The sequence below is a fragment of the Pseudomonas sp. SZ57 genome, from assembly GCF_009495975.1.
Lineage (GTDB): Bacteria > Pseudomonadota > Gammaproteobacteria > Pseudomonadales > Pseudomonadaceae > Aquipseudomonas > Aquipseudomonas syringae.
On record NZ_WIBD01000002.1, the window covers coordinates 773665 to 793442 of the forward strand.

Consider the following 19778-nt stretch of genomic DNA (forward strand, 5'->3'; position numbering starts at 1 on the left):
GATATGCGCCCTTTTCGTCGCCCGACTGTCCGAGAGCATCCCATGCAGCTTTCTTCGCTCACTGCGGTTTCCCCTGTTGATGGCCGCTACGCCGGCAAAACCCAGGCCTTGCGCCCTATCTTCAGCGAATACGGCCTGATCCGTTTCCGCGTGATGGTTGAAGTTCGCTGGCTCCAGCGTCTTGCGGCTCACCCGCAGATCACCGAAGTTCCGGCCTTCTCCGCGCAAGCCAACGCCATCCTGGATGCCCTGGCTGAAGACTTCTCCGTGGAGCATGCCGAGCGCGTCAAGGAAATCGAGCGCACCACCAATCATGACGTCAAGGCTGTGGAGTATCTGCTCAAGGAGCAGGCTGCCAAATTGCCAGAGCTGGAAAAGGTCAGCGAGTTCATCCACTTCGCCTGCACCAGCGAAGACATCAACAACCTGTCTCACGCATTGATGCTGCGCGAGGGCCGCGACACTGTCGTGCTGCCGCTGATGCGCCAGATCGCCGACGCTATCCGCGAGCTGGCGATTCGCTTCGCAGACGTGCCGATGCTGTCCCGTACCCACGGCCAGCCCGCCTCCCCGACCACACTGGGCAAGGAACTGGCCAACGTCGTCTACCGCCTTGAGCGTCAGATCAGCCAGATCGCGGCAGTCCCGTTGCTCGGCAAGATCAACGGCGCAGTCGGCAACTACAATGCCCACCTCTCTGCCTACGCAGACATCGACTGGGAAGCCAACGCGCGCGCCTTCATCGAAGACGAGCTGGGCCTGGGCTTCAACCCCTACACCACGCAGATCGAACCGCACGACTACATTGCCGAGCTGTTCGATGCCATTGCGCGTTTCAACACCATCCTGATCGACTTCGACCGTGACATCTGGGGCTACATCTCGCTGGGCTATTTCAAGCAGCGCACCATTGCTGGCGAAATCGGCTCCTCGACCATGCCGCACAAGGTCAACCCGATCGACTTCGAAAACTCCGAAGGTAACCTGGGCATCGCCAACGCACTGTTCCAGCACCTGGCGAGCAAGCTGCCTGTCTCGCGCTGGCAGCGTGACCTGACCGACTCCACCGTGCTGCGCAACCTGGGCGTCGGCTTTGCCCACAGCGTCATTGCCTACGAAGCCAGTCTCAAGGGCATCAGCAAGCTGGAACTGAACGAACAGCGCATTGCCGCCGATCTGGACGCCTGCTGGGAAGTTCTGGCGGAGCCGATTCAGACTGTCATGCGTCGTTACAACATCGAAAACCCGTACGAAAAACTGAAAGAGCTGACACGCGGCAAGGGCATCGGTCCTGAAGCGTTGCAGACTTTCATCGACGGTCTGGACATGCCTGCCGAAGCCAAGGCCGAGCTCAAGAAGCTCACGCCGGCCAATTACATCGGTAACGCAGCCGCTCAGGCCAAGCGCATCTGACACGCAAAAAAATTGCACACGCCCGGCTGTGCCGGGCGTTTTCATTTCAAGGGCTTACACATGAATCCTGATATTCCTCTACAACTTCTGGGCGGCATCAGTGCTCGCGTTTTCCTGCGTGACTACTGGCAGAAAAAACCGCTGCTGATCCGCCAGGCTCTGCCGGACTTTCAAAGCCCGATCGACGCGGACGAGCTTGCCGGCCTCGCCCTGGAAGAAGAAGTGGAGTCGCGCCTGGTCATCGAAAACGGCGAGCGTCCGTGGGAGCTGCGTCGTGGCCCGTTCGCTGAAGACGAGTTCAGCAAGCTGCCCGAGCGCGACTGGACGCTGCTGGTCCAGGCCGTGGACCAATTCGTTCCGGAGGTCAGCGAGCTGCTGGAAAACTTCCGTTTTCTGCCCAGCTGGCGGATTGACGACGTGATGATCAGCTACGCAGCCCCTGGCGGCAGCGTCGGTCCGCATTTCGACAACTATGATGTGTTCCTGCTTCAGGGACATGGCAAACGCCACTGGCAGATCGGCCAGATGTGCGATGCAGAAAGCCCGCTGCTGCAGCATGCCGACCTGCGCATCCTTGCCGAATTCGAAAAGACCGAAGAGTGGACGCTGGAACCGGGCGACATGCTTTATCTGCCACCGCGCCTGGCGCACTGCGGCGTCGCCGTCGACGACTGCCTGACCTACTCGGTCGGTTTCCGGGCGCCAAGCGCTGCCGAAGTCCTGACCCACTTCACCGACTTCCTCAGCCAGTTCATCCCGGACGAAGAGCGCTATACCGATGCTGACGCCCAGCCGGTCAGCGATCCTCACCAGATCCAGCATGACGCGCTCGATCGCCTGAAAACGCTGCTGGCCGAGCACATGAGTGACGAACGCCTGCTGCTGACCTGGTTCGGCCAGTTCATGACCGAGCCGCGCTACCCGGAACTGGTGACCGGCCCTGAGCTGGAAGAACAGGACCTGCTCGACAGCCTCGAGCAGGGCGCGGTGCTGATTCGTAACCCGAGCGCACGGCTGGCCTGGTCTGAAGTCGATGACGATCTGCTACTGTTTGCCAGTGGCCAGAGCCGTCTGCTGCCGGGCAGCCTGCGTGACCTGCTCAAACTGATCTGTGCCGCCGATGCGTTGCACAGCGAAAACCTTGGCCAATGGTTGGCCGATGACGAGGGGCGCAATTTGCTTTGCGAACTCGTAAAACAAGGAAGCCTGGGATTTGCCGATGAATAAAGTCACTGTAGCTGTCGCCCAATGGCAGAAGAACAACGCCGATATCCGGCGCATACGCGATTCGGTATTCATTGCCGAACAATCGGTGCCGCCGGAACTGGAGTGGGATGCCGAAGACGCAGGTGCCGTGCACTTTCTTGCGTACGAAGGTGAATATGCGGTGGGCACTGCCCGACTGCTGCCCGATGGCGAGATCGGTCGCTTGTCAGTCCTGAGAGACTGGCGCGGCCTGAAGGTCGGCGAGGCTCTGTTGGGTGCAGTGATCCATGAAGCCGAACAGCGTGGCCTCAAGCCGCTCAAGCTGAGCGCTCAGGTGCAGGCCGTCGAGTTTTATCAGCGCTTCGGCTTTTCGGTTATCAGCGACGAGTTTCTCGAAGCCGGCCTGCCACACGTCGACATGCTCCGCGAAGCGTGATCAACGCAGTTATGTAGGCGCTTACTGCGGCACTACATAATCATCGCCCTGCCCTTTTTCGCTCGACCCTCTCAAGGTTGAACCGAAAAGCGGCAGGGCTTTTTCATGCCTGACCATTCAGCTTGATTGCCTGCAGCCGACACAGTGGCAAACTCATGCTTTACGCGCTTACCGCGGAGAATGAACATGTCAGTACGCAACTTGCTCAATGCAGCGCTCACCTCGATGCTGATCGTCTTCAGCGCTCACGTCTTCGCAGCGACCGAAGTCGTGCCGCTCAACTACCGCACCAGTGCCGATCTGTTGCCGGTCGCCAAATCCTTTCTGGGGGACGAAGGCACCGTCAGCGCCTACGGCAATCAACTGATCGTGAATGCAGAGTCACGCAAGATCGAAGAACTTCGCGCCTTGATCTCGCAACTCGATACCGCACCGAAACGCTTGCTGATCAGCGTTGACACCAGCGACAACGCGACGCGAAACGGCAGCGGCTCGCGAGTGATCGAGTACGGTACCGCCAGTCGTGAAGGCGGCGTGCAACAAGTGCAAACCAGCGAAGGCACCCCTGCACTCATTCAGGTTGGCCAGAGCGTGCCGCTGACATCCTCCTCCACGGACGCGTACGGATACTCCCGAAGCAACACCGAGTACCGCAATGTCACCCAGGGGTTTTACGTCACAGCCAGCGTGACCGGCGACACAGTTCACCTGAGCATCAGCACCAATCATGACCGCATGAGCCAGGAGCGCCCTGACGCCGTCAAAGTGCAGAGTACCGACAGCCAGGTGAGCGGCAGGCTGGGAGAATGGATCACACTGGCGAGCAACAGCAATGAATCCGTCGCGGATCAGAGTGGGCTGGCGCAACGCTATTCCACCCAGGGTCGTGACGATATGATTTTGCGCGTAAAGGTCGAAACCCTCGAATAGTCTGTGCGGGCTGAAAACCCAATACTTACGGGCCTTTTGATGACTGGTCGGTCGACCTCTCACAAATATGTAGTGCTTTTAAAAAAGCACTACAAAACGTTTGACGCCCCCTGGAAGTGCGAGGCATGATTGCCTCGCTCCCGCTAATCAGAGGCTTTGCAAAGAGCCTTCGAATCGCCGCTCTCACACACCCGCAGAGCCGATTCGTGTCCGCACCGCCCACAAGGCAGTTTGACGAGGTTGCGACTGGAACGAAGTTGTCCCGAGGGACGGAAGCGTAAACGGTAACCCGGCAAGGCCGACGGTGATGCACAACGCCACTGCAGGCCCGACTGTCCACCTGACAGCCTCATGTCCGGACGCCCGCTCTCCCCTCGAGCACATCGTTCACCCGTCGCGACCCACGTAACGTGCGGCTTCAAGCAAAACCCCGGATCAGCGAGCAGCCATCTACCGTGCCTTCGATAAACGAGGCGTTTTGGCGGAGCAGGACTTTCCAACGAGACCTACTTCTAGAGGTTTATCACCATGGCACTGACACGCGAACAACAAATAGCGGCTCTCGAGAAAGACTGGGCTGAAAATCCGCGCTGGAAAAACGTGACCCGTACTTACTCCGCTGCAGATGTGGTCCGCCTGCGCGGCTCGGTTCAACCCGAACACACCTTTGCACGACTGGGTGCAGACAAGCTGTGGAATCTGGTGACCCAGGGTGCCAAACCGTCCTTTCGACCGGACAAGGATTTCGTCAATTGCATGGGTGCCCTCACTGGCGGCCAGGCCGTGCAGCAGGTCAAGGCCGGTATTCAGGCCATCTACCTGTCCGGCTGGCAGGTCGCTGCCGACAACAACTCTGCCGAGTCCATGTACCCGGATCAGTCGCTGTACCCGGTCGACTCGGTGCCGACCGTGGTCAAGCGCATCAACAACTCGTTCCGCCGTGCCGACCAGATCCAGTGGAAAGCCGGCAAGGCGCCGGGCGACGAAGGCTACATCGACTACTTCGCCCCGATCGTGGCAGACGCAGAAGCCGGATTCGGCGGCGTACTCAATGCCTATGAGCTGATGAAAAACATGATCGAAGCCGGTGCCGCCGGGGTGCACTTCGAAGATCAACTGGCTTCAGTGAAGAAATGTGGCCACATGGGCGGCAAGGTATTGGTCCCGACTCAGGAAGCCATACAGAAACTGGTCGCTGCACGCCTGGCCGCCGACGTAGCCGGTGTACCGACCATCATTCTGGCCCGGACTGACGCCAACGCTGCCGACTTGCTGACATCCGATTGCGATCCGTACGACAAGCCATTCGTGACCGGCGAACGGACTCATGAGGGGTTCTATAAAGTTCGCGCCGGTCTCGATCAGGCGATCTCGCGTGGCCTGGCGTACGCGCCCTACGCCGATCTGATCTGGTGCGAAACAGCCAGGCCGGACCTCGACGAGGCACGCCGCTTCGCCGAAGCGATCAAAAAGGAATACCCCGATCAGTTGCTGTCCTACAACTGCTCGCCGTCCTTCAACTGGAAGAAAAACCTCGACGACGCCACCATCGCCAGGTTTCAGCGCGAGCTGTCGGCGATGGGCTACAAGCACCAGTTCATCACCCTGGCAGGCATTCACAACATGTGGCACAGCATGTTCAATCTGGCGCACGACTACGCCCGCAACGACATGACCGCCTACGTGAAGCTGCAGGAGCAGGAGTTTGCCGACGCTGCCAAGGGCTACACCTTCGTGGCACACCAGCAGGAAGTGGGCACCGGCTATTTCGATGACATGACGACCGTGATCCAGGGCGGCGTATCGTCGGTAACCGCACTGACCGGCTCGACCGAAGAAGAGCAATTCCGCTGATACACCGCGCAACGCGTTGAAAAGACAGGCCGTCCGTAAGGGCGGTCTGTCTTTTGTGTAAGAAGGTGCCGGTATTGATTTCGGACAATATGCAGTTGCCGGGCGAATGCTACAAAAGGCGCACTTTATAAGCAGTACCGTTACCCACTATGCGCCGACTACCGTACTCTGAACTATCAAGGCCCCCTTCAAATGATATTAATTATCATTCAAATTGCCTTTCCTTACATTTCGTGCTCCAGAAACATAATTAACGAAATCCCCGCTGACGCCCGCCTGGCAGGCCCTGCAGCTTCCGTGAAAGGCCTTGGGCAATTGATTCCTTAAATAAATTTGATGTAGAAAATTTACTTGCCAACTGTTTGCACATAAAATCAATCCGTTGACCGCACTGCGACATTTCGTCACTGCCTCGACTCTTTATCAAGCACAGAGACCTTTGCTCTCTAACAAGGACTGACAGCATGCCCGAATCGACAGGTCTGATTGCCCATAACTGGGGCTTCGCCATTTTCCTTTTGGGTGTTGTCGGCCTTTGCGCCTTCATGCTCGGTCTGTCCAGCCTGCTCGGAAGCAAGGCATGGGGCCGCAGCAAGAACGAACCTTTCGAATCCGGCATGCTGCCTACCGGCAGTGCGCGCCTGCGTCTCTCCGCAAAATTCTATCTGGTCGCGATGCTTTTCGTGATCTTTGACATTGAAGCCCTCTTTCTCTTTGCCTGGTCTGTGTCCGTCCGCGAAAGCGGCTGGACCGGATTCGTCGAAGCTCTCGTTTTCATAGCAATTCTGTTGGCAGGTCTTGTCTACCTATGGCGGGTTGGCGCTCTTGACTGGGCTCCTGAAGGTCGCCGTAATCGGCAAGCGAAGCTGAAACAATGAGGCTTTGGCGATGCAATATAATCTCACCAGGATCGACCCGGACGCTCCTAACGAGCAGTACCCCATCGGCAAACGGGAAACCGTTTCCGATCCGTTAGAAGATCAAGTCCACAAAAACATCTACATGGGCAAGCTGGAAGACGTGCTGAACGGTGCGGTCAACTGGGGACGTAAAAACTCCCTGTGGCCCTACAACTTCGGCCTGTCGTGCTGCTATGTGGAAATGACCACCGCCTTCACGGCCCCCCACGACATCGCGCGCTTTGGCGCTGAAGTCATCCGGGCGTCGCCACGGCAGGCGGATTTCATGGTTATTGCCGGTACCTGCTTCATCAAGATGGCGCCGATCATCCAGCGTCTCTACGAGCAAATGCTCGAACCCAAGTGGGTCATTTCCATGGGTTCGTGTGCCAACTCCGGTGGCATGTACGACATCTACTCAGTGGTCCAGGGGGTGGACAAATTCCTTCCCGTGGATGTCTACGTGCCCGGCTGCCCGCCCCGCCCCGAAGCGTTTCTGCAAGGCTTGATGCTGTTGCAGGAATCCATCGGCAAGGAGCGTCGCCCTCTTTCCTGGGTCGTTGGCGATCAAGGCGTGTATCGCGCCGAGATGCCGTCGCAAAAGGAACAGCGCCGCGAACAGCGTATTCAGGTGACCAACCTGCGCAGCCCCGACGAAGTCTGATCCAGCCCGTTCTTCTTATAAAAAAGACAAGAACCGGGGTTGATTCTGTACGTTGACCGAAGTGATTGAGACCTATGACTGCAGACAACGCTCTGTACATCCCGCCTTACAAGGCTGACGACCAAGATGTCGTCGTTGAACTGAATAACCGTTTTGGTGCCGAGGCTTTCACCGCCCAGCCGACTCGCACCGGCATGCCCGTGCTGTGGGTCGAGCGCGCCAGACTGTTTGAAATTCTGACGTTCCTGCGCAACGTGCCCAAGCCCTACTCCATGCTTTATGACCTGCATGGCGTGGACGAGCGACTGCGCACAAACCGCCGTGGCCTGCCCGGCGCAGACTTCACCGTGTTCTATCACCTGCTGTCGATCGAGCGAAACAGCGACGTGATGATCAAGGTAGCGCTTTCCGAAAGCGACCTGAGCGTACCGACGATTACCAGCATCTGGCCCAACGCCAACTGGTACGAGCGTGAAGTCTGGGACATGTTCGGCATCGACTTCCCAGGCCACCCGCACCTGAGCCGCATCATGATGCCGCCGACCTGGGAAGGCCACCCGCTGCGCAAGGACTTTCCTGCCCGTGCAACGGAGTTCGATCCGTACAGCCTGACCCTCGCCAAACAGCAGCTGGAAGAAGAAGCCGCACGCTTCCGTCCGGAAGACTGGGGCATGAAACGCTCTGGCGCCAACGAGGACTACATGTTCCTCAACCTGGGACCGAACCACCCTTCTGCTCACGGTGCGTTCCGTATCATTCTGCAACTGGACGGCGAAGAAATCGTCGACTGCGTTCCGGACATCGGCTACCACCATCGTGGTGCCGAGAAAATGGCCGAGCGCCAGTCCTGGCACAGCTTCATTCCCTACACCGACCGTATCGATTACCTGGGCGGGGTGATGAACAACCTGCCTTATGTGCTCTCGGTCGAGAAGCTGGCAGGCATCAAGGTGCCGGAAAAAGTCGACGTCATCCGCATCATGATGGCCGAGTTCTTCCGTATCACCAGTCACCTGCTGTTCCTGGGTACCTACATTCAGGACGTGGGCGCCATGACACCGGTGTTCTTCACGTTCACCGACCGCCAGAAAGCCTACACCGTGATCGAAGCGATTACCGGCTTCCGTCTGCACCCTGCCTGGTATCGCATCGGCGGCGTCGCTCACGACCTGCCGCGCGGCTGGGAAAAACTGGTCAAGGACTTCGTCGACTGGCTGCCCAAGCGTCTCGACGAATACACCAAGGCTGCGCTGCAGAACAGCATCCTCAAGGGTCGTACCGTCGGCGTTGCCGCCTACAACACCAAGGAAGCCCTCGAATGGGGCGTCACCGGTGCAGGCCTGCGCTCCACCGGTTGCGACTTCGACCTGCGCAAGGCTCGCCCTTACTCGGGCTACGAGAACTTCGAATTCGAAGTGCCGCTGGCCGCCAATGGCGATGCCTATGACCGCTGCATGGTCCGCGTCGAAGAGATGCGCCAGAGCATCAAGATCATCGACCAGTGCATGCGCAACATGCCGGAAGGCCCGTACAAGGCGGATCACCCGCTGACCACGCCGCCGCCGAAAGAGCGCACCCTGCAGCACATCGAAACCCTGATCACGCACTTCCTGCAGGTTTCGTGGGGCCCGGTCATGCCGGCCAACGAATCCTTCCAGATGATCGAAGCGACCAAGGGTATCAACAGCTATTACCTGACGAGCGACGGCGGCACCATGAGCTACCGTACCCGGATCCGCACCCCGAGTTACCCGCACCTGCAGCAGATCCCTTCGGTGATCAAAGGCAGCATGGTCGCGGACTTGATCGCGTACCTGGGTAGTATCGATTTCGTTATGGCCGACGTGGACCGCTAAGCATGAATAGCCCGCTAATCCAGACAGACCGTTTCGCCCTGAGCGAAACCGAGCGCTCGGCCATCGAGCATGAGATGCATCACTACGAGGACCCGCGCGCGGCGTCCATCGAAGCCCTGAAAATTGTTCAGAAGGAACGCGGCTGGGTGCCCGACGGCGCCATTTACGCGATCGGCGACCTGTTGGGCATCCCTGCCAGCGACGTCGAAGGCGTTGCCACCTTCTACAGCCAGATCTTCCGCCAGCCGGTCGGGCGTCACATCATTCGCGTCTGCAACAGCATGGTGTGCTTCATCGGCGGCCACGAAAACGTGGTCGACGAGATCAAGAGCTCACTGGGCATCGGCCTGGGTCAGACCACCGCCGACGGTCGTTTCACACTGTTGCCGGTCTGCTGCCTCGGCAACTGTGACAAGGCGCCGGCCGTGATGGTCGACGACGACACTTTCGGCGATGTACAGCCTGCTGGCGTTGCCAAGATGCTGGAGGGTTACCTATGACCATCACTTCCTTCGGCCCTGCCAACCGCATTACGCGCACGGCAGAAACCCATCCGCTGACCTGGCGTCTACGCGACGACGGCGAGCCGGTCTGGCTCGACGAGTACCAGACCAAGGACGGCTACGCGGCAGCGCGCAAGGCGCTGACGCAACAGGCGCCTGACGATATCGTCCAGTCGGTCAAGGATTCCGGCCTCAAGGGCCGCGGCGGCGCAGGCTTCCCCACCGGTGTAAAGTGGGGCCTGATGCCCAAAGACGAGTCCATGAACATCCGCTACCTGCTGTGCAACGCGGACGAGATGGAGCCCAACACCTGGAAAGACCGCATGCTGATGGAGCAACTGCCCCATCTGCTGGTCGAGGGCATGCTGATCAGTGCCCGCGCGCTGAAAGCCTATCGTGGCTATATCTTCCTGCGCGGCGAATACGTCACCGCGGCCAAGCACCTCAATCGCGCAGTGGCGGAAGCCAAGGCTGCCGGTTTGCTGGGCAAGAACATTCTCGGCACCGGGTTCGACTTCGAACTGTTCGTGCACACCGGTGCCGGTCGCTACATCTGCGGCGAAGAAACCGCGCTGATCAACTCGCTGGAAGGCCGCCGCGCCAACCCGCGCTCCAAGCCACCCTTCCCTGCGGCAGTGGGCGTGTGGGGCAAGCCGACCTGTGTGAACAACGTCGAGACCCTGTGCAACGTGCCTGCCATCGTCAACAACGGCAACGACTGGTACAAGTCGTTGGCCCGCGAAGGCAGTGAAGACCACGGCACCAAGCTGATGGGTTTCTCCGGCAAGGTCAAAAACCCCGGTTTGTGGGAGCTGCCTTTCGGCGTGCAGGCTCGCGAACTGTTCGAAGACTACGCCGGCGGCATGCGCGATGGCTTCAAGCTCAAGTGCTGGCAACCCGGAGGCGCCGGTACGGGTTTCCTGCTGCCGGAGCATCTGGACGCCCAGATGTATGCAGGCGGTATCGCCAAGGTAGGCACCCGTATGGGGACCGGGCTGGCGATGGCGGTCGACGATTCGGTCAACATGGTCTCGCTGCTGCGCAACATGGAAGAGTTTTTCGCTCAGGAGTCCTGCGGCTTCTGCACGCCATGCCGCGACGGTTTGCCATGGAGCGTGAAAATGCTTCGCGCCATCGAGAACGGTCAGGGTCAGCCGGGGGATATCGAAACCCTGCTGGGTCTGGTCAATTTCCTCGGCCCTGGCAAGACCTTCTGTGCCCATGCACCGGGCGCCGTTGAACCCTTGGGCAGTGCGATCAAGTATTTCCGTTCCGAGTTCGAAGCCGGTATCGCGCCAGCCAGCGCAACCACGCTCGTTCCGGGCAAAAGTCCGACAGTGGTCGGCGCATAACAAGACACAACGGTCGGCGGCTGTTCGGGCTGCCGTCCTCGTACCTGCTGACGCCCTCCGGGCTGAACGATACGGGTACTACCGAGATTCCATTAGCCACGCCCGCTGACAACGGGCCAACGAAGACCTTTGAACCATGGCTACTATTCACGTAGACGGCAAAGCGCTCGAAGTCGATGGTGCAGACAACCTGTTACAGGCATGTCTGTCGCTGGGCCTCGATATTCCTTATTTCTGCTGGCACCCCGCCCTTGGCAGCGTTGGCGCCTGTCGCCAGTGCGCGGTCAAGCAGTACACGGACGAGAACGACACGCGCGGTCGTATCGTCATGTCCTGCATGACGCCAGCCACCGACAACACCTGGATTTCCATCGAAGACGATGAGTCCAAGGCCTTCCGGGCCAGTGTCGTCGAATGGCTGATGACCAACCACCCGCATGACTGCCCGGTCTGCGAGGAAGGTGGTCACTGCCACCTGCAGGACATGACGGTGATGACCGGCCACAACGAGCGCCGTTATCGCTTCACCAAGCGTACCCACCAGAATCAGGAGCTGGGGCCGTTCATCGCGCACGAGATGAACCGCTGCATTGCCTGTTATCGCTGTGTGCGCTTTTATAAAGACTACGCGGGCGGCACCGACCTGGGCGTCTACGGCGCCCATGACAACGTGTACTTCGGTCGCGTTGAAGATGGCACGCTGGAAAGCGAGTTCTCCGGCAACCTCACCGAGGTCTGCCCGACCGGTGTGTTCACGGACAAGACCCACTCCGAGCGCTACAACCGCAAGTGGGACATGCAGTTCTCTCCAAGCATCTGCCACGGCTGCTCCAGCGGCTGCAACATCAGCCCGGGTGAACGCTACGGTGAATTGCGCCGCATCGAAAACCGTTACAACGGCTCGGTCAACCAGTACTTCCTCTGCGACCGCGGACGTTTTGGCTACGGCTACGTCAACCGCAAGGATCGCCCGCGTCAGCCATTGCTCGCCGACGGCCAGGTCAAACTGAGCCTGGACGAGGCACTGGACAAAGCGGCGGACCTGCTGCGCGGCCGTAACATCGTCGGTATCGGCTCTCCTCGCGCCAGCCTCGAAAGCAACTACGCGCTGCGTGAGCTGGTGGGTGCCGAGCATTTCTACAGCGGTATCGAAGCCGGTGAACTGGAGCGTATCAGGCTGATCCTCAAGGTCCTGAACGACAGCCCGCTGCCGATTCCGACCCTGCGTGATATCGAAGATCACGATGCCATCTTCGTCCTCGGTGAAGACCTGACCCAGACAGCGGCGCGTATGGCCCTGGGCTTGCGCCAGGCCGTCAAAGGCAAGGCTGAAGACATGGCAGCGGCGATGAAAGTCCAGCCGTGGCTCGATGCAGCCGTGAAGAACATCGGTCAGCACGAACTGAATCCGCTGTTCATCGCCAGCCTCGCCGAGACCCGTCTCGACGACGTGGCGGAAGAATGCGTACATGCAGCGCCTGACGATCTGGCGCGTATCGGTTTTGCCGTGGCCCATGCCCTGGACGCCAGCGCACCTGCCGTCGAAGGACTGGACAGCGAGGCGCTGGAACTGGCGCAACGCATTGCCGACGCACTGCTGGCTGCCAAACGACCGCTGATCATTTCCGGCAGTTCGCTGGGTTCGACAGCGCTGATCGAAGCTGCTGCCAACATCGCCAAGGCCTTGAAGCTGCGCGACAAGCAGGGTTCCATCAGCCTGATCGTGCCTGAAGCCAACAGCATGGGCCTGGCGATGTTCGGCGGCGAGTCCGTAGATGCCGCGCTGCAAGCCGTGATCTCCGGCAAGGCCGACGCTATCGTGGTGCTGGAAAACGATTTGTATCGTCGCGTGGACGCCAGGATCGTCGACGCCGCGCTGAACGCTGCGAAGGTCGTGATCGTCGCTGACCATCAGAAAACCCCGACCAGCGACCGCGCCCACCTGATCCTGCCAGCTGCCAGCTTCGCTGAAGGCGACGGCACACTGGTCAGCCAGGAAGGCCGCGCCCAACGCTTCTTCCAGGTCTTCGATCCGACCTATCTGGATGCCAGCATTCTGGTCCACGAAGGCTGGCGCTGGTTGCATGCCCTGCGTGCCACCTTGCTGAACAAGCCGGTTGACTGGACGCAACTGGACCACGTCACCGAAGCCTGCGCCGGCAGCACGCCGCAGCTGGCGGGTATCGTCAACGCCGCGCCGTCTGCGTCGTTCCGCATCAAAGGCCTGAAACTGGCTCGCGAACCGCTGCGTTATAGCGGCCGTACCGCGATGCGAGCCAACATCAGCGTGCATGAGCCGCGCACCTCGCAAGACATCGACACAGCGTTCTCGTTCTCCATGGAAGGCTACTCGGGCTCGGCCGAGCCTCGTCAGCAGGTGCCATTCGCCTGGTCGCCAGGCTGGAATTCGCCGCAGGCCTGGAACAAGTTTCAGGACGAAGTCGGTGGTCACTTGCGTGCTGGCGACCCGGGCACTCGCCTGATCGAAAGCCAGGGCGATGGTCTGTCGTGGTTCTCCAGCGTGCCACGCGCGTTCTCTCCAGAGCGCGGCACCTGGCAGGTCGTACCGTTCTTCCACCTGTTCGGCAGCGACGAAACCTCGTCTCTGGCCGCGCCGGTTCAGGAACGCATCCCGCAGGCCTATGTCGCAGTGGCCAAATCCGAAGCCGATCGCCTCGGCGTCAACGACGGTGCCCTGCTCTCCTTGAGCATCGGCGGCGAAACGCTGACCCTGCCGTTGCGCATCAGCGAAGAACTGGGCGCGGGCCTTGTGGCATTGCCGGCAGGACTGCCCGGCATTCCGCCAGCACTCTTCGGCAAATCCGTTGACGGTCTGCAGGAGGCAGCGCAATGACCTGGTTTACCCCTGATGTGATCGACGCAATCATTGCAGTGGTCAAGGCCATCGTGGTGTTGCTGGCCGTCGTGGTCTGCGGTGCGCTGCTGAGCTTTGTGGAACGTCGTCTGCTGGGCTGGTGGCAGGACCGTTATGGTCCGAACCGCGTGGGTCCGTTCGGCATGTTCCAGATCGCAGCCGACATGCTGAAGATGTTCTTCAAGGAAGACTGGACCCCACCGTTCGCCGACAAGGTGATCTTCACCCTGGCGCCGGTGGTTGCCATGAGCGCCTTGCTGATCGCCTTCGCAGTGATCCCGATCACCCCGACCTGGGGCGTCGCGGACCTGAACATCGGTCTGTTGTTCTTCTTCGCCATGGCCGGTCTTTCCGTGTATGCGGTGCTGTTCGCCGGCTGGTCGAGCAACAACAAGTTTGCCCTGCTGGGCAGCCTGCGTGCTTCGGCACAAACCGTGTCCTACGAAGTGTTCATGGGCCTTGCGCTGATGGGTATCGTGGTTCAGGTCGGCTCGTTCAACATGCGCGACATCGTTGAATATCAGGCGCAGAACCTGTGGTTCATCATTCCGCAGTTCTTCGGCTTCTGTACGTTCTTCATCGCAGGCGTGGCGGTGACTCACCGCCACCCGTTCGACCAACCGGAAGCCGAGCAGGAACTGGCTGACGGCTACCACATTGAATATGCCGGCATGAAATGGGGCATGTTCTTCGTGGGCGAATACATCGGGATCATTTTGATCTCGGCGCTGCTGGTGACGCTGTTCTTCGGCGGCTGGCACGGCCCGTTCGACATTCTGCCATCGCTGGCATTCTTCTGGTTCGCCTTGAAAACCGCGTTTTTCATCATGCTGTTCATCCTGCTGCGCGCCTCCATCCCGCGCCCGCGTTATGACCAGGTCATGGATTTCAGCTGGAAGTTCTGTCTGCCGCTGACCCTGATCAATTTGCTGGTGACTGCTGCGATTGTGTTGTTGAACACACCGGCAGGCTCGGTTCAGTGAGGATTTGACCCATGTTCAAATATATTGGTGACATCGTTAAGGGTACGGGTACCCAGTTGCGCAGCCTGGTCATGGTCTTCGGCCACGGCTTTCGCAAGCGCGACACCCTGCAATACCCCGAAGAGCAGGTTTATCTCCCTCCTCGCTACCGTGGCCGCATCGTTCTGACCCGCGACCCCGATGGTGAAGAGCGCTGCGTGGCGTGCAACCTGTGTGCAGTAGCCTGCCCGGTCGGCTGCATTTCGCTGCAGAAGGCCGAGACAGAGGACGGACGCTGGTATCCCGACTTCTTCCGCATCAACTTTTCGCGCTGCATCTTCTGCGGCCTGTGCGAAGAAGCCTGCCCGACAACCGCGATCCAGCTCACGCCGGACTTCGAGATGGCCGACTTCAAGCGTCAGGATCTGGTGTACGAGAAAGAAGACCTGCTGATCTCCGGACCTGGCAAGAACCCTGACTACAACTTCTATCGCGTTGCCGGTATGGCCATCGGCGGCAAGCCCAAGGGCTCCGCACAGAACGAAGCCGAGCCGATCAACGTCAAGAGCTTGCTGCCTTAAGGAAGTAAAGATGGAATTCGCTTTCTACTTCGCATCCGGTATCGCTGTTGTGTCCACCCTGCGGGTGATCACCAACACGAACCCGGTGCACGCCCTGCTCTACCTGATCATCTCGCTGATCGCCGTAGCAATGACGTTCTTCAGCCTCGGCGCGCCGTTCGCCGGTGTGCTGGAAGTCATTGCCTACGCGGGCGCGATCATGGTCCTGTTCGTGTTTGTGGTGATGATGCTCAACCTCGGCCCGGCCTCGGTTCAGCAGGAACGTGCCTGGCTCAAACCCGGCATCTGGATCGGCCCGGTCATTCTCGGCGCGCTGTTGCTGGCCGAGTTGCTGTATGTGCTGTTCGCCAACCCGACCGGCGCTGGTGTCGGTCACACCACGGTCGACGCCAAGGCAGTCGGCATCAGCCTGTTCGGGCCCTATCTGCTGGTGGTGGAACTCGCCTCGATGCTGTTGCTTGCAGCAGCCATCACGGCCTTCCATCTGGGCCGCAACGAGGCCAAGGAGCCAAGCCAATGAATGCTATCCCTCTTGAGCACGGCCTGGCGGTCGCCGGGGTTCTGTTCTGTCTGGGTCTGGTCGGCCTGATGGTGCGCCGTAACATTCTCTTCGTGTTGATGAGCCTGGAAATCATGATGAACGCCGCTGCACTGGCGTTCGTCGTTGCCGGCAGCCGTTGGGGGCAACCGGACGGGCAGGTGATGTTCATCCTGGTGATCAGCCTTGCGGCAGCCGAGGCCAGTATCGGCCTGGCGATCCTGATGCAACTCTATCGCCGCTTCCACACTCTCGATATCGATGCTGCCAGCGAGATGCGCGGATGAATCTTCTCTTTCTGACTTTCGTATTCCCCCTCATCGGCTTTCTGCTGCTGTCGTTCTCCCGTGGACGTATCTCGGAAAACCTCGCTGCGCTGATCGGCGTCGGCTCCATCGGCCTGTCAGCCATCGTCACGGCCTGGGTCATCTGGCAGTTCAACGTAGCGCCACCCGAAGGCGGTCACTACACCCAGGTGCTGTGGCGCTGGATGGACGTCGATGGCTTCCAGCCCAACTTCGCGCTGTATCTGGACGGACTGTCCGTCACGATGCTGGGCGTCGTGGTTGGCGTCGGCTTCCTGATCCACCTGTTCGCGTCCTGGTACATGCGCGGTGAAGCGGGCTACTCGCGCTTCTTCTCCTACACCAACCTGTTCATTGCCAGCATGCTGTTCCTGATCCTGGGCGACAACCTGCTGTTCATCTACTTCGGTTGGGAAGGCGTGGGCCTGTGCAGCTACCTGTTGATCGGTTTCTATTACAGCAACCGCAACAACGGCAACGCAGCGCTCAAAGCGTTCATCGTCACCCGTATCGGTGACGTGTTCATGGCTATCGGCTTGTTCATCCTGTTCCAGCAATTGGGCACGCTCAATGTGCAGGAACTGCTGGTCCGGGCGCCGGAACACTTCAAGGTCGGCGATTTCTGGATCGTGCTGGCGACGTTGATGCTGTTGGGCGGTGCGGTCGGTAAATCTGCACAGCTGCCACTGCAAACCTGGCTGGCGGATGCGATGGCCGGTCCTACGCCAGTTTCGGCGCTGATCCACGCAGCGACCATGGTCACGGCGGGCGTTTACCTGATCGCGCGTACTCATGGCCTGTTCGCACTGGCACCTGACATCCTGCATCTGGTCGGCATTGTCGGCGGCGTCACGCTGGTTCTGGCGGGTTTTGCCGCACTGGTGCAGACCGACATCAAGCGTATCCTCGCCTACTCGACCATGAGCCAGATCGGCTATATGTTCCTGGCACTGGGTGTCGGCGCCTGGGAAGGCGCGATCTTCCACCTGATGACCCACGCCTTCTTCAAGGCGCTGCTGTTCCTTGCATCCGGTGCGGTGATCGTTGCCTGCCACCACGAGCAGAACATCTTCAAGATGGGCGGCCTGTGGAAGAAGCTGCCATTGGCCTACGCCAGCTTCATCGTCGGTGGCGCGGCTCTTTCCGCCCTGCCGCTGCTGACGGCGGGCTTCTACTCCAAGGACGAAATTCTCTGGGAAGCATTTGCCAGCGGTAACAACGGCTTGCTGTATGCCGGTCTGGTGGGCGCGTTCATGACGTCGCTGTACACCTTCCGTCTGATCTTCATCGCGTTCCACGGTGAAGCCAAGACCGAAGCACACGCAGGTCACGGCATCGCTCACTGGCTGCCACTGTCGGTGCTGATCGTGCTGTCGACATTCATCGGCGCGCTGATCACTCCGCCCTTGGCCGGTGTGTTGCCGCAGAGCGTCGGCCATGCCGGTGGCGAAGCCAAGCACAGTCTGGAGATCGCTTCCGGCGCCATCGCGCTGGCCGGTATCCTGCTGGCAGCCTTGCTGTTTCTCGGAAAGCGCCGCCTGGCGACGGCTATCGCCAACAGCGGTCCGGGCCGTTTCCTTTCGGCCTGGTGGTTCGCGGCTTGGGGCTTCGACTGGATCTACGACAAGCTGTTCGTCAAGCCGTATCTGGCAATCAGCCATGTACTGCGTAGCGATCCGTTCGACCGCACCATCGGCTTGATCCCACGTCTGGTCAAAGGCGGTCATGACACCATGAGCCGCACCGAGACCGGCCAGTTGCGTTGGTATGCTGCCTCGATCGCCGTGGGTGCCGTTCTGGTACTCGGTGCCGTCGTTCTGGTTGCGATCTGATATGAACCTTGCGAATTTGCGAAAGGAATTGAGCCCGTCATGATTCTGCCCTGGCTAATCCTGATCCCCTTCATCGGCGGCCTGCTGTGCTGGCTGGGTGAGCGCTTCGGCTCTACCCTGCCGCGCTGGATTGCGTTGCTGACAATGACCCTGGAACTGGTTCTCGGCCTCTGGCTGTGGGCTACCGGCAACTTCGGCTACGCGCCGGTGCCGGGTGCCGATCCGACCTGGACCCTGGAATTCCACCACCCGTGGATCACCCGCTTCGGCATCGACGTGCATCTGGCACTCGATGGTCTGTCGCTGCTGATGATCCTGCTGACCGGCCTGCTGGGCGTGCTGTCGGTGCTGTGCTCGTGGAAGGAAATCCAGCGCAAGGTCGGTTTCTTCCACCTTAACCTGATGTGGATCCTGGGCGGTGTCGTCGGCGTGTTCCTGGCCATCGACCTGTTCATGTTCTTCTTCTTCTGGGAAATGATGCTGGTGCCGATGTATTTCCTCATCGCGCTCTGGGGTCACAGTTCTTCGGATGGCAAGAAAACCCGTATCTATGCGGCCACCAAGTTCTTCATCTTCACTCAGGCCAGCGGCCTGATCATGCTGGTGGCGATCCTGGGTCTGGTGCTGGTGCACTTCAATCAGACCGGCGTGATCACCTTTGCCTACGCCGACCTGCTGAAGACCAAACTGGCACCGGGCACCGAGTACATCCTGATGCTGGGCTTCTTCATTGCCTTCGCCGTCAAGCTGCCGGTGGTGCCGTTGCACTCCTGGCTGCCGGATGCGCATGCCCAGGCACCGACCGCAGGCTCCGTCGACCTGGCGGGTATCCTGCTGAAGACGGCGGCTTACGGCCTGCTGCGCTTTGCCCTGCCGCTGTTCCCCAACGCATCGGCCGAGTTCGCACCGATTGCCATGACGCTGGGCCTGGTCGGTATCTTCTACGGCGCATTCCTCGCGTTTTCCCAGACCGACATCAAGCGTCTGATCGCGTTCTCCAGCGTTTCGCACATGGGCTTCGTACTGATCGGTATCTACTCGGGCAGCCAGCAAGCCCTGCAAGGCGTACTGATCCAGATGATCGCCCACGGTCTGTCGGCCGCGGCACTGTTCATTCTCAGTGGCCAGTTGTACGAGCGTCTGCACACTCGCGACATGCGTGAGATGGGTGGTCTGTGGTCACGCATCGCCTACATCCCGGCCATCAGCCTGTTCTTTGCCGCCGCCTCTCTGGGTCTGCCGGGCACCGGCAACTTCGTCGGTGAGTTCCTGATTCTGCTGGGCAGCTTCGCCAGCTCACCATGGATCACGGCGATCGCCACCTCCGGTCTGGTGTTTGGTTCTGTCTACTCGCTGATCATGATCCACCGCGCCTACTTCGGCCCGTCGAAGTCCGACGAGGTTCTGAAGGGCATGGACGGACGGGAAATGATCATGGTGCTGGGCCTTGCCGTGTTGCTGGTCGTGCTCGGGGTGTTCCCGCAGCCGTTCCTCGACACATCGGCGGCGACCATGCATGGCGTGCAGCAATGGCTAGGCACTGCCTTCACTCAACTCGCTTCGGCCCGGTAA

Annotated in this window: 17 protein-coding genes; all 17 read left to right on the top strand. The window is 59.9% G+C overall.

All coding sequences use genetic code 11. From position 1 onward, the window contains the following. Positions 1 to 42: 42 nt before the first annotated feature. The 17 genes from purB (at position 43) to nuoM (ending at position 19778) form a co-directional block, all read left to right on the top strand. Entirely contained in the window at positions 43 to 1413 is a 1371-nt protein-coding gene (gene purB / locus GE543_RS03525) for an adenylosuccinate lyase (protein ID WP_003371741.1), read from the top strand. A gap of 60 nt (positions 1414 to 1473) precedes the next feature. After that, on the top strand, positions 1474 to 2640 hold the full coding sequence (locus GE543_RS03530; RefSeq protein WP_003395693.1) for a cupin domain-containing protein: 1167 nt from the start codon (positions 1474 to 1476) through the stop codon (positions 2638 to 2640). Next, complete coding sequence (locus GE543_RS03535; RefSeq protein WP_003317965.1) at positions 2633 to 3055, top strand: GNAT family N-acetyltransferase; 423 nt, start codon at positions 2633 to 2635, stop codon at positions 3053 to 3055. Before GE543_RS03530 ends, GE543_RS03535 begins: the two co-directional genes overlap by 8 nt. Before the next feature lie 186 nt (positions 3056 to 3241). Then, complete coding sequence (locus GE543_RS03540; protein ID WP_153220700.1) at positions 3242 to 3985, top strand: secretin N-terminal domain-containing protein; 744 nt, start codon at positions 3242 to 3244, stop codon at positions 3983 to 3985. Positions 3986 to 4513: 528 nt separating this feature from the next. After that, a complete protein-coding gene (gene aceA / locus GE543_RS03545; protein WP_153220702.1) occupies positions 4514 to 5839 on the top strand; it encodes an isocitrate lyase in 1326 nt (441 codons plus the stop codon). A gap of 464 nt (positions 5840 to 6303) precedes the next feature. Beyond that, on the top strand, positions 6304 to 6717 hold the full coding sequence (locus tag GE543_RS03550; protein WP_002554011.1) for an NADH-quinone oxidoreductase subunit A: 414 nt from the start codon (positions 6304 to 6306) through the stop codon (positions 6715 to 6717). A 10-nt stretch (positions 6718 to 6727) separates the two neighbouring features. Beyond that, positions 6728 to 7402, top strand: coding sequence for an NADH-quinone oxidoreductase subunit B family protein (locus GE543_RS03555; RefSeq protein ID WP_002554012.1), 675 nt, complete (start codon positions 6728 to 6730; stop codon positions 7400 to 7402). Between the two features lie 74 nt (positions 7403 to 7476). Further along, positions 7477 to 9258, top strand: a complete 1782-nt coding sequence (nuoC, locus tag GE543_RS03560) for an NADH-quinone oxidoreductase subunit C/D (protein ID WP_002554013.1) — start codon at positions 7477 to 7479, stop codon at positions 9256 to 9258. Between the two features lie 2 nt (positions 9259 to 9260). Beyond that, positions 9261 to 9758, top strand: a complete 498-nt coding sequence (gene nuoE, locus GE543_RS03565; RefSeq protein WP_002554014.1) for an NADH-quinone oxidoreductase subunit NuoE — start codon at positions 9261 to 9263, stop codon at positions 9756 to 9758. After that, the gene (nuoF, locus tag GE543_RS03570) at positions 9755 to 11113 is read left to right on the top strand and encodes an NADH-quinone oxidoreductase subunit NuoF (protein ID WP_003395689.1); all 1359 of its coding nucleotides are present in this window, start codon (positions 9755 to 9757) and stop codon (positions 11111 to 11113) included. The genes nuoE and nuoF overlap by 4 nt, the downstream gene beginning before the upstream one ends. Before the next feature lie 136 nt (positions 11114 to 11249). Then, entirely contained in the window at positions 11250 to 13967 is a 2718-nt protein-coding gene (gene nuoG / locus GE543_RS03575; RefSeq protein ID WP_153220704.1) for an NADH-quinone oxidoreductase subunit NuoG, read from the top strand. Further along, positions 13964 to 14971, top strand: a complete 1008-nt coding sequence (gene nuoH / locus GE543_RS03580) for an NADH-quinone oxidoreductase subunit NuoH (RefSeq protein WP_003411662.1) — start codon at positions 13964 to 13966, stop codon at positions 14969 to 14971. Before nuoG ends, nuoH begins: the two co-directional genes overlap by 4 nt. A gap of 11 nt (positions 14972 to 14982) precedes the next feature. Beyond that, positions 14983 to 15531 (top strand): NADH-quinone oxidoreductase subunit NuoI, encoded by a 549-nt coding sequence (nuoI, locus tag GE543_RS03585; RefSeq protein ID WP_002554018.1) that lies wholly within the window; start codon positions 14983 to 14985, stop codon positions 15529 to 15531. A 10-nt stretch (positions 15532 to 15541) separates the two neighbouring features. Further along, positions 15542 to 16051, top strand: coding sequence for an NADH-quinone oxidoreductase subunit J (gene nuoJ, locus GE543_RS03590; RefSeq protein WP_003317979.1), 510 nt, complete (start codon positions 15542 to 15544; stop codon positions 16049 to 16051). Beyond that, positions 16048 to 16356, top strand: a complete 309-nt coding sequence (gene nuoK, locus GE543_RS03595) for an NADH-quinone oxidoreductase subunit NuoK (RefSeq protein WP_003317980.1) — start codon at positions 16048 to 16050, stop codon at positions 16354 to 16356. The genes nuoJ and nuoK overlap by 4 nt, the downstream gene beginning before the upstream one ends. Further along, complete coding sequence (gene nuoL, locus GE543_RS03600; RefSeq protein ID WP_046266447.1) at positions 16353 to 18206, top strand: NADH-quinone oxidoreductase subunit L; 1854 nt, start codon at positions 16353 to 16355, stop codon at positions 18204 to 18206. The genes nuoK and nuoL overlap by 4 nt, the downstream gene beginning before the upstream one ends. Positions 18207 to 18245: 39 nt before the next feature. Further along, entirely contained in the window at positions 18246 to 19778 is a 1533-nt protein-coding gene (gene nuoM, locus GE543_RS03605) for an NADH-quinone oxidoreductase subunit M (protein WP_153220706.1), read from the top strand.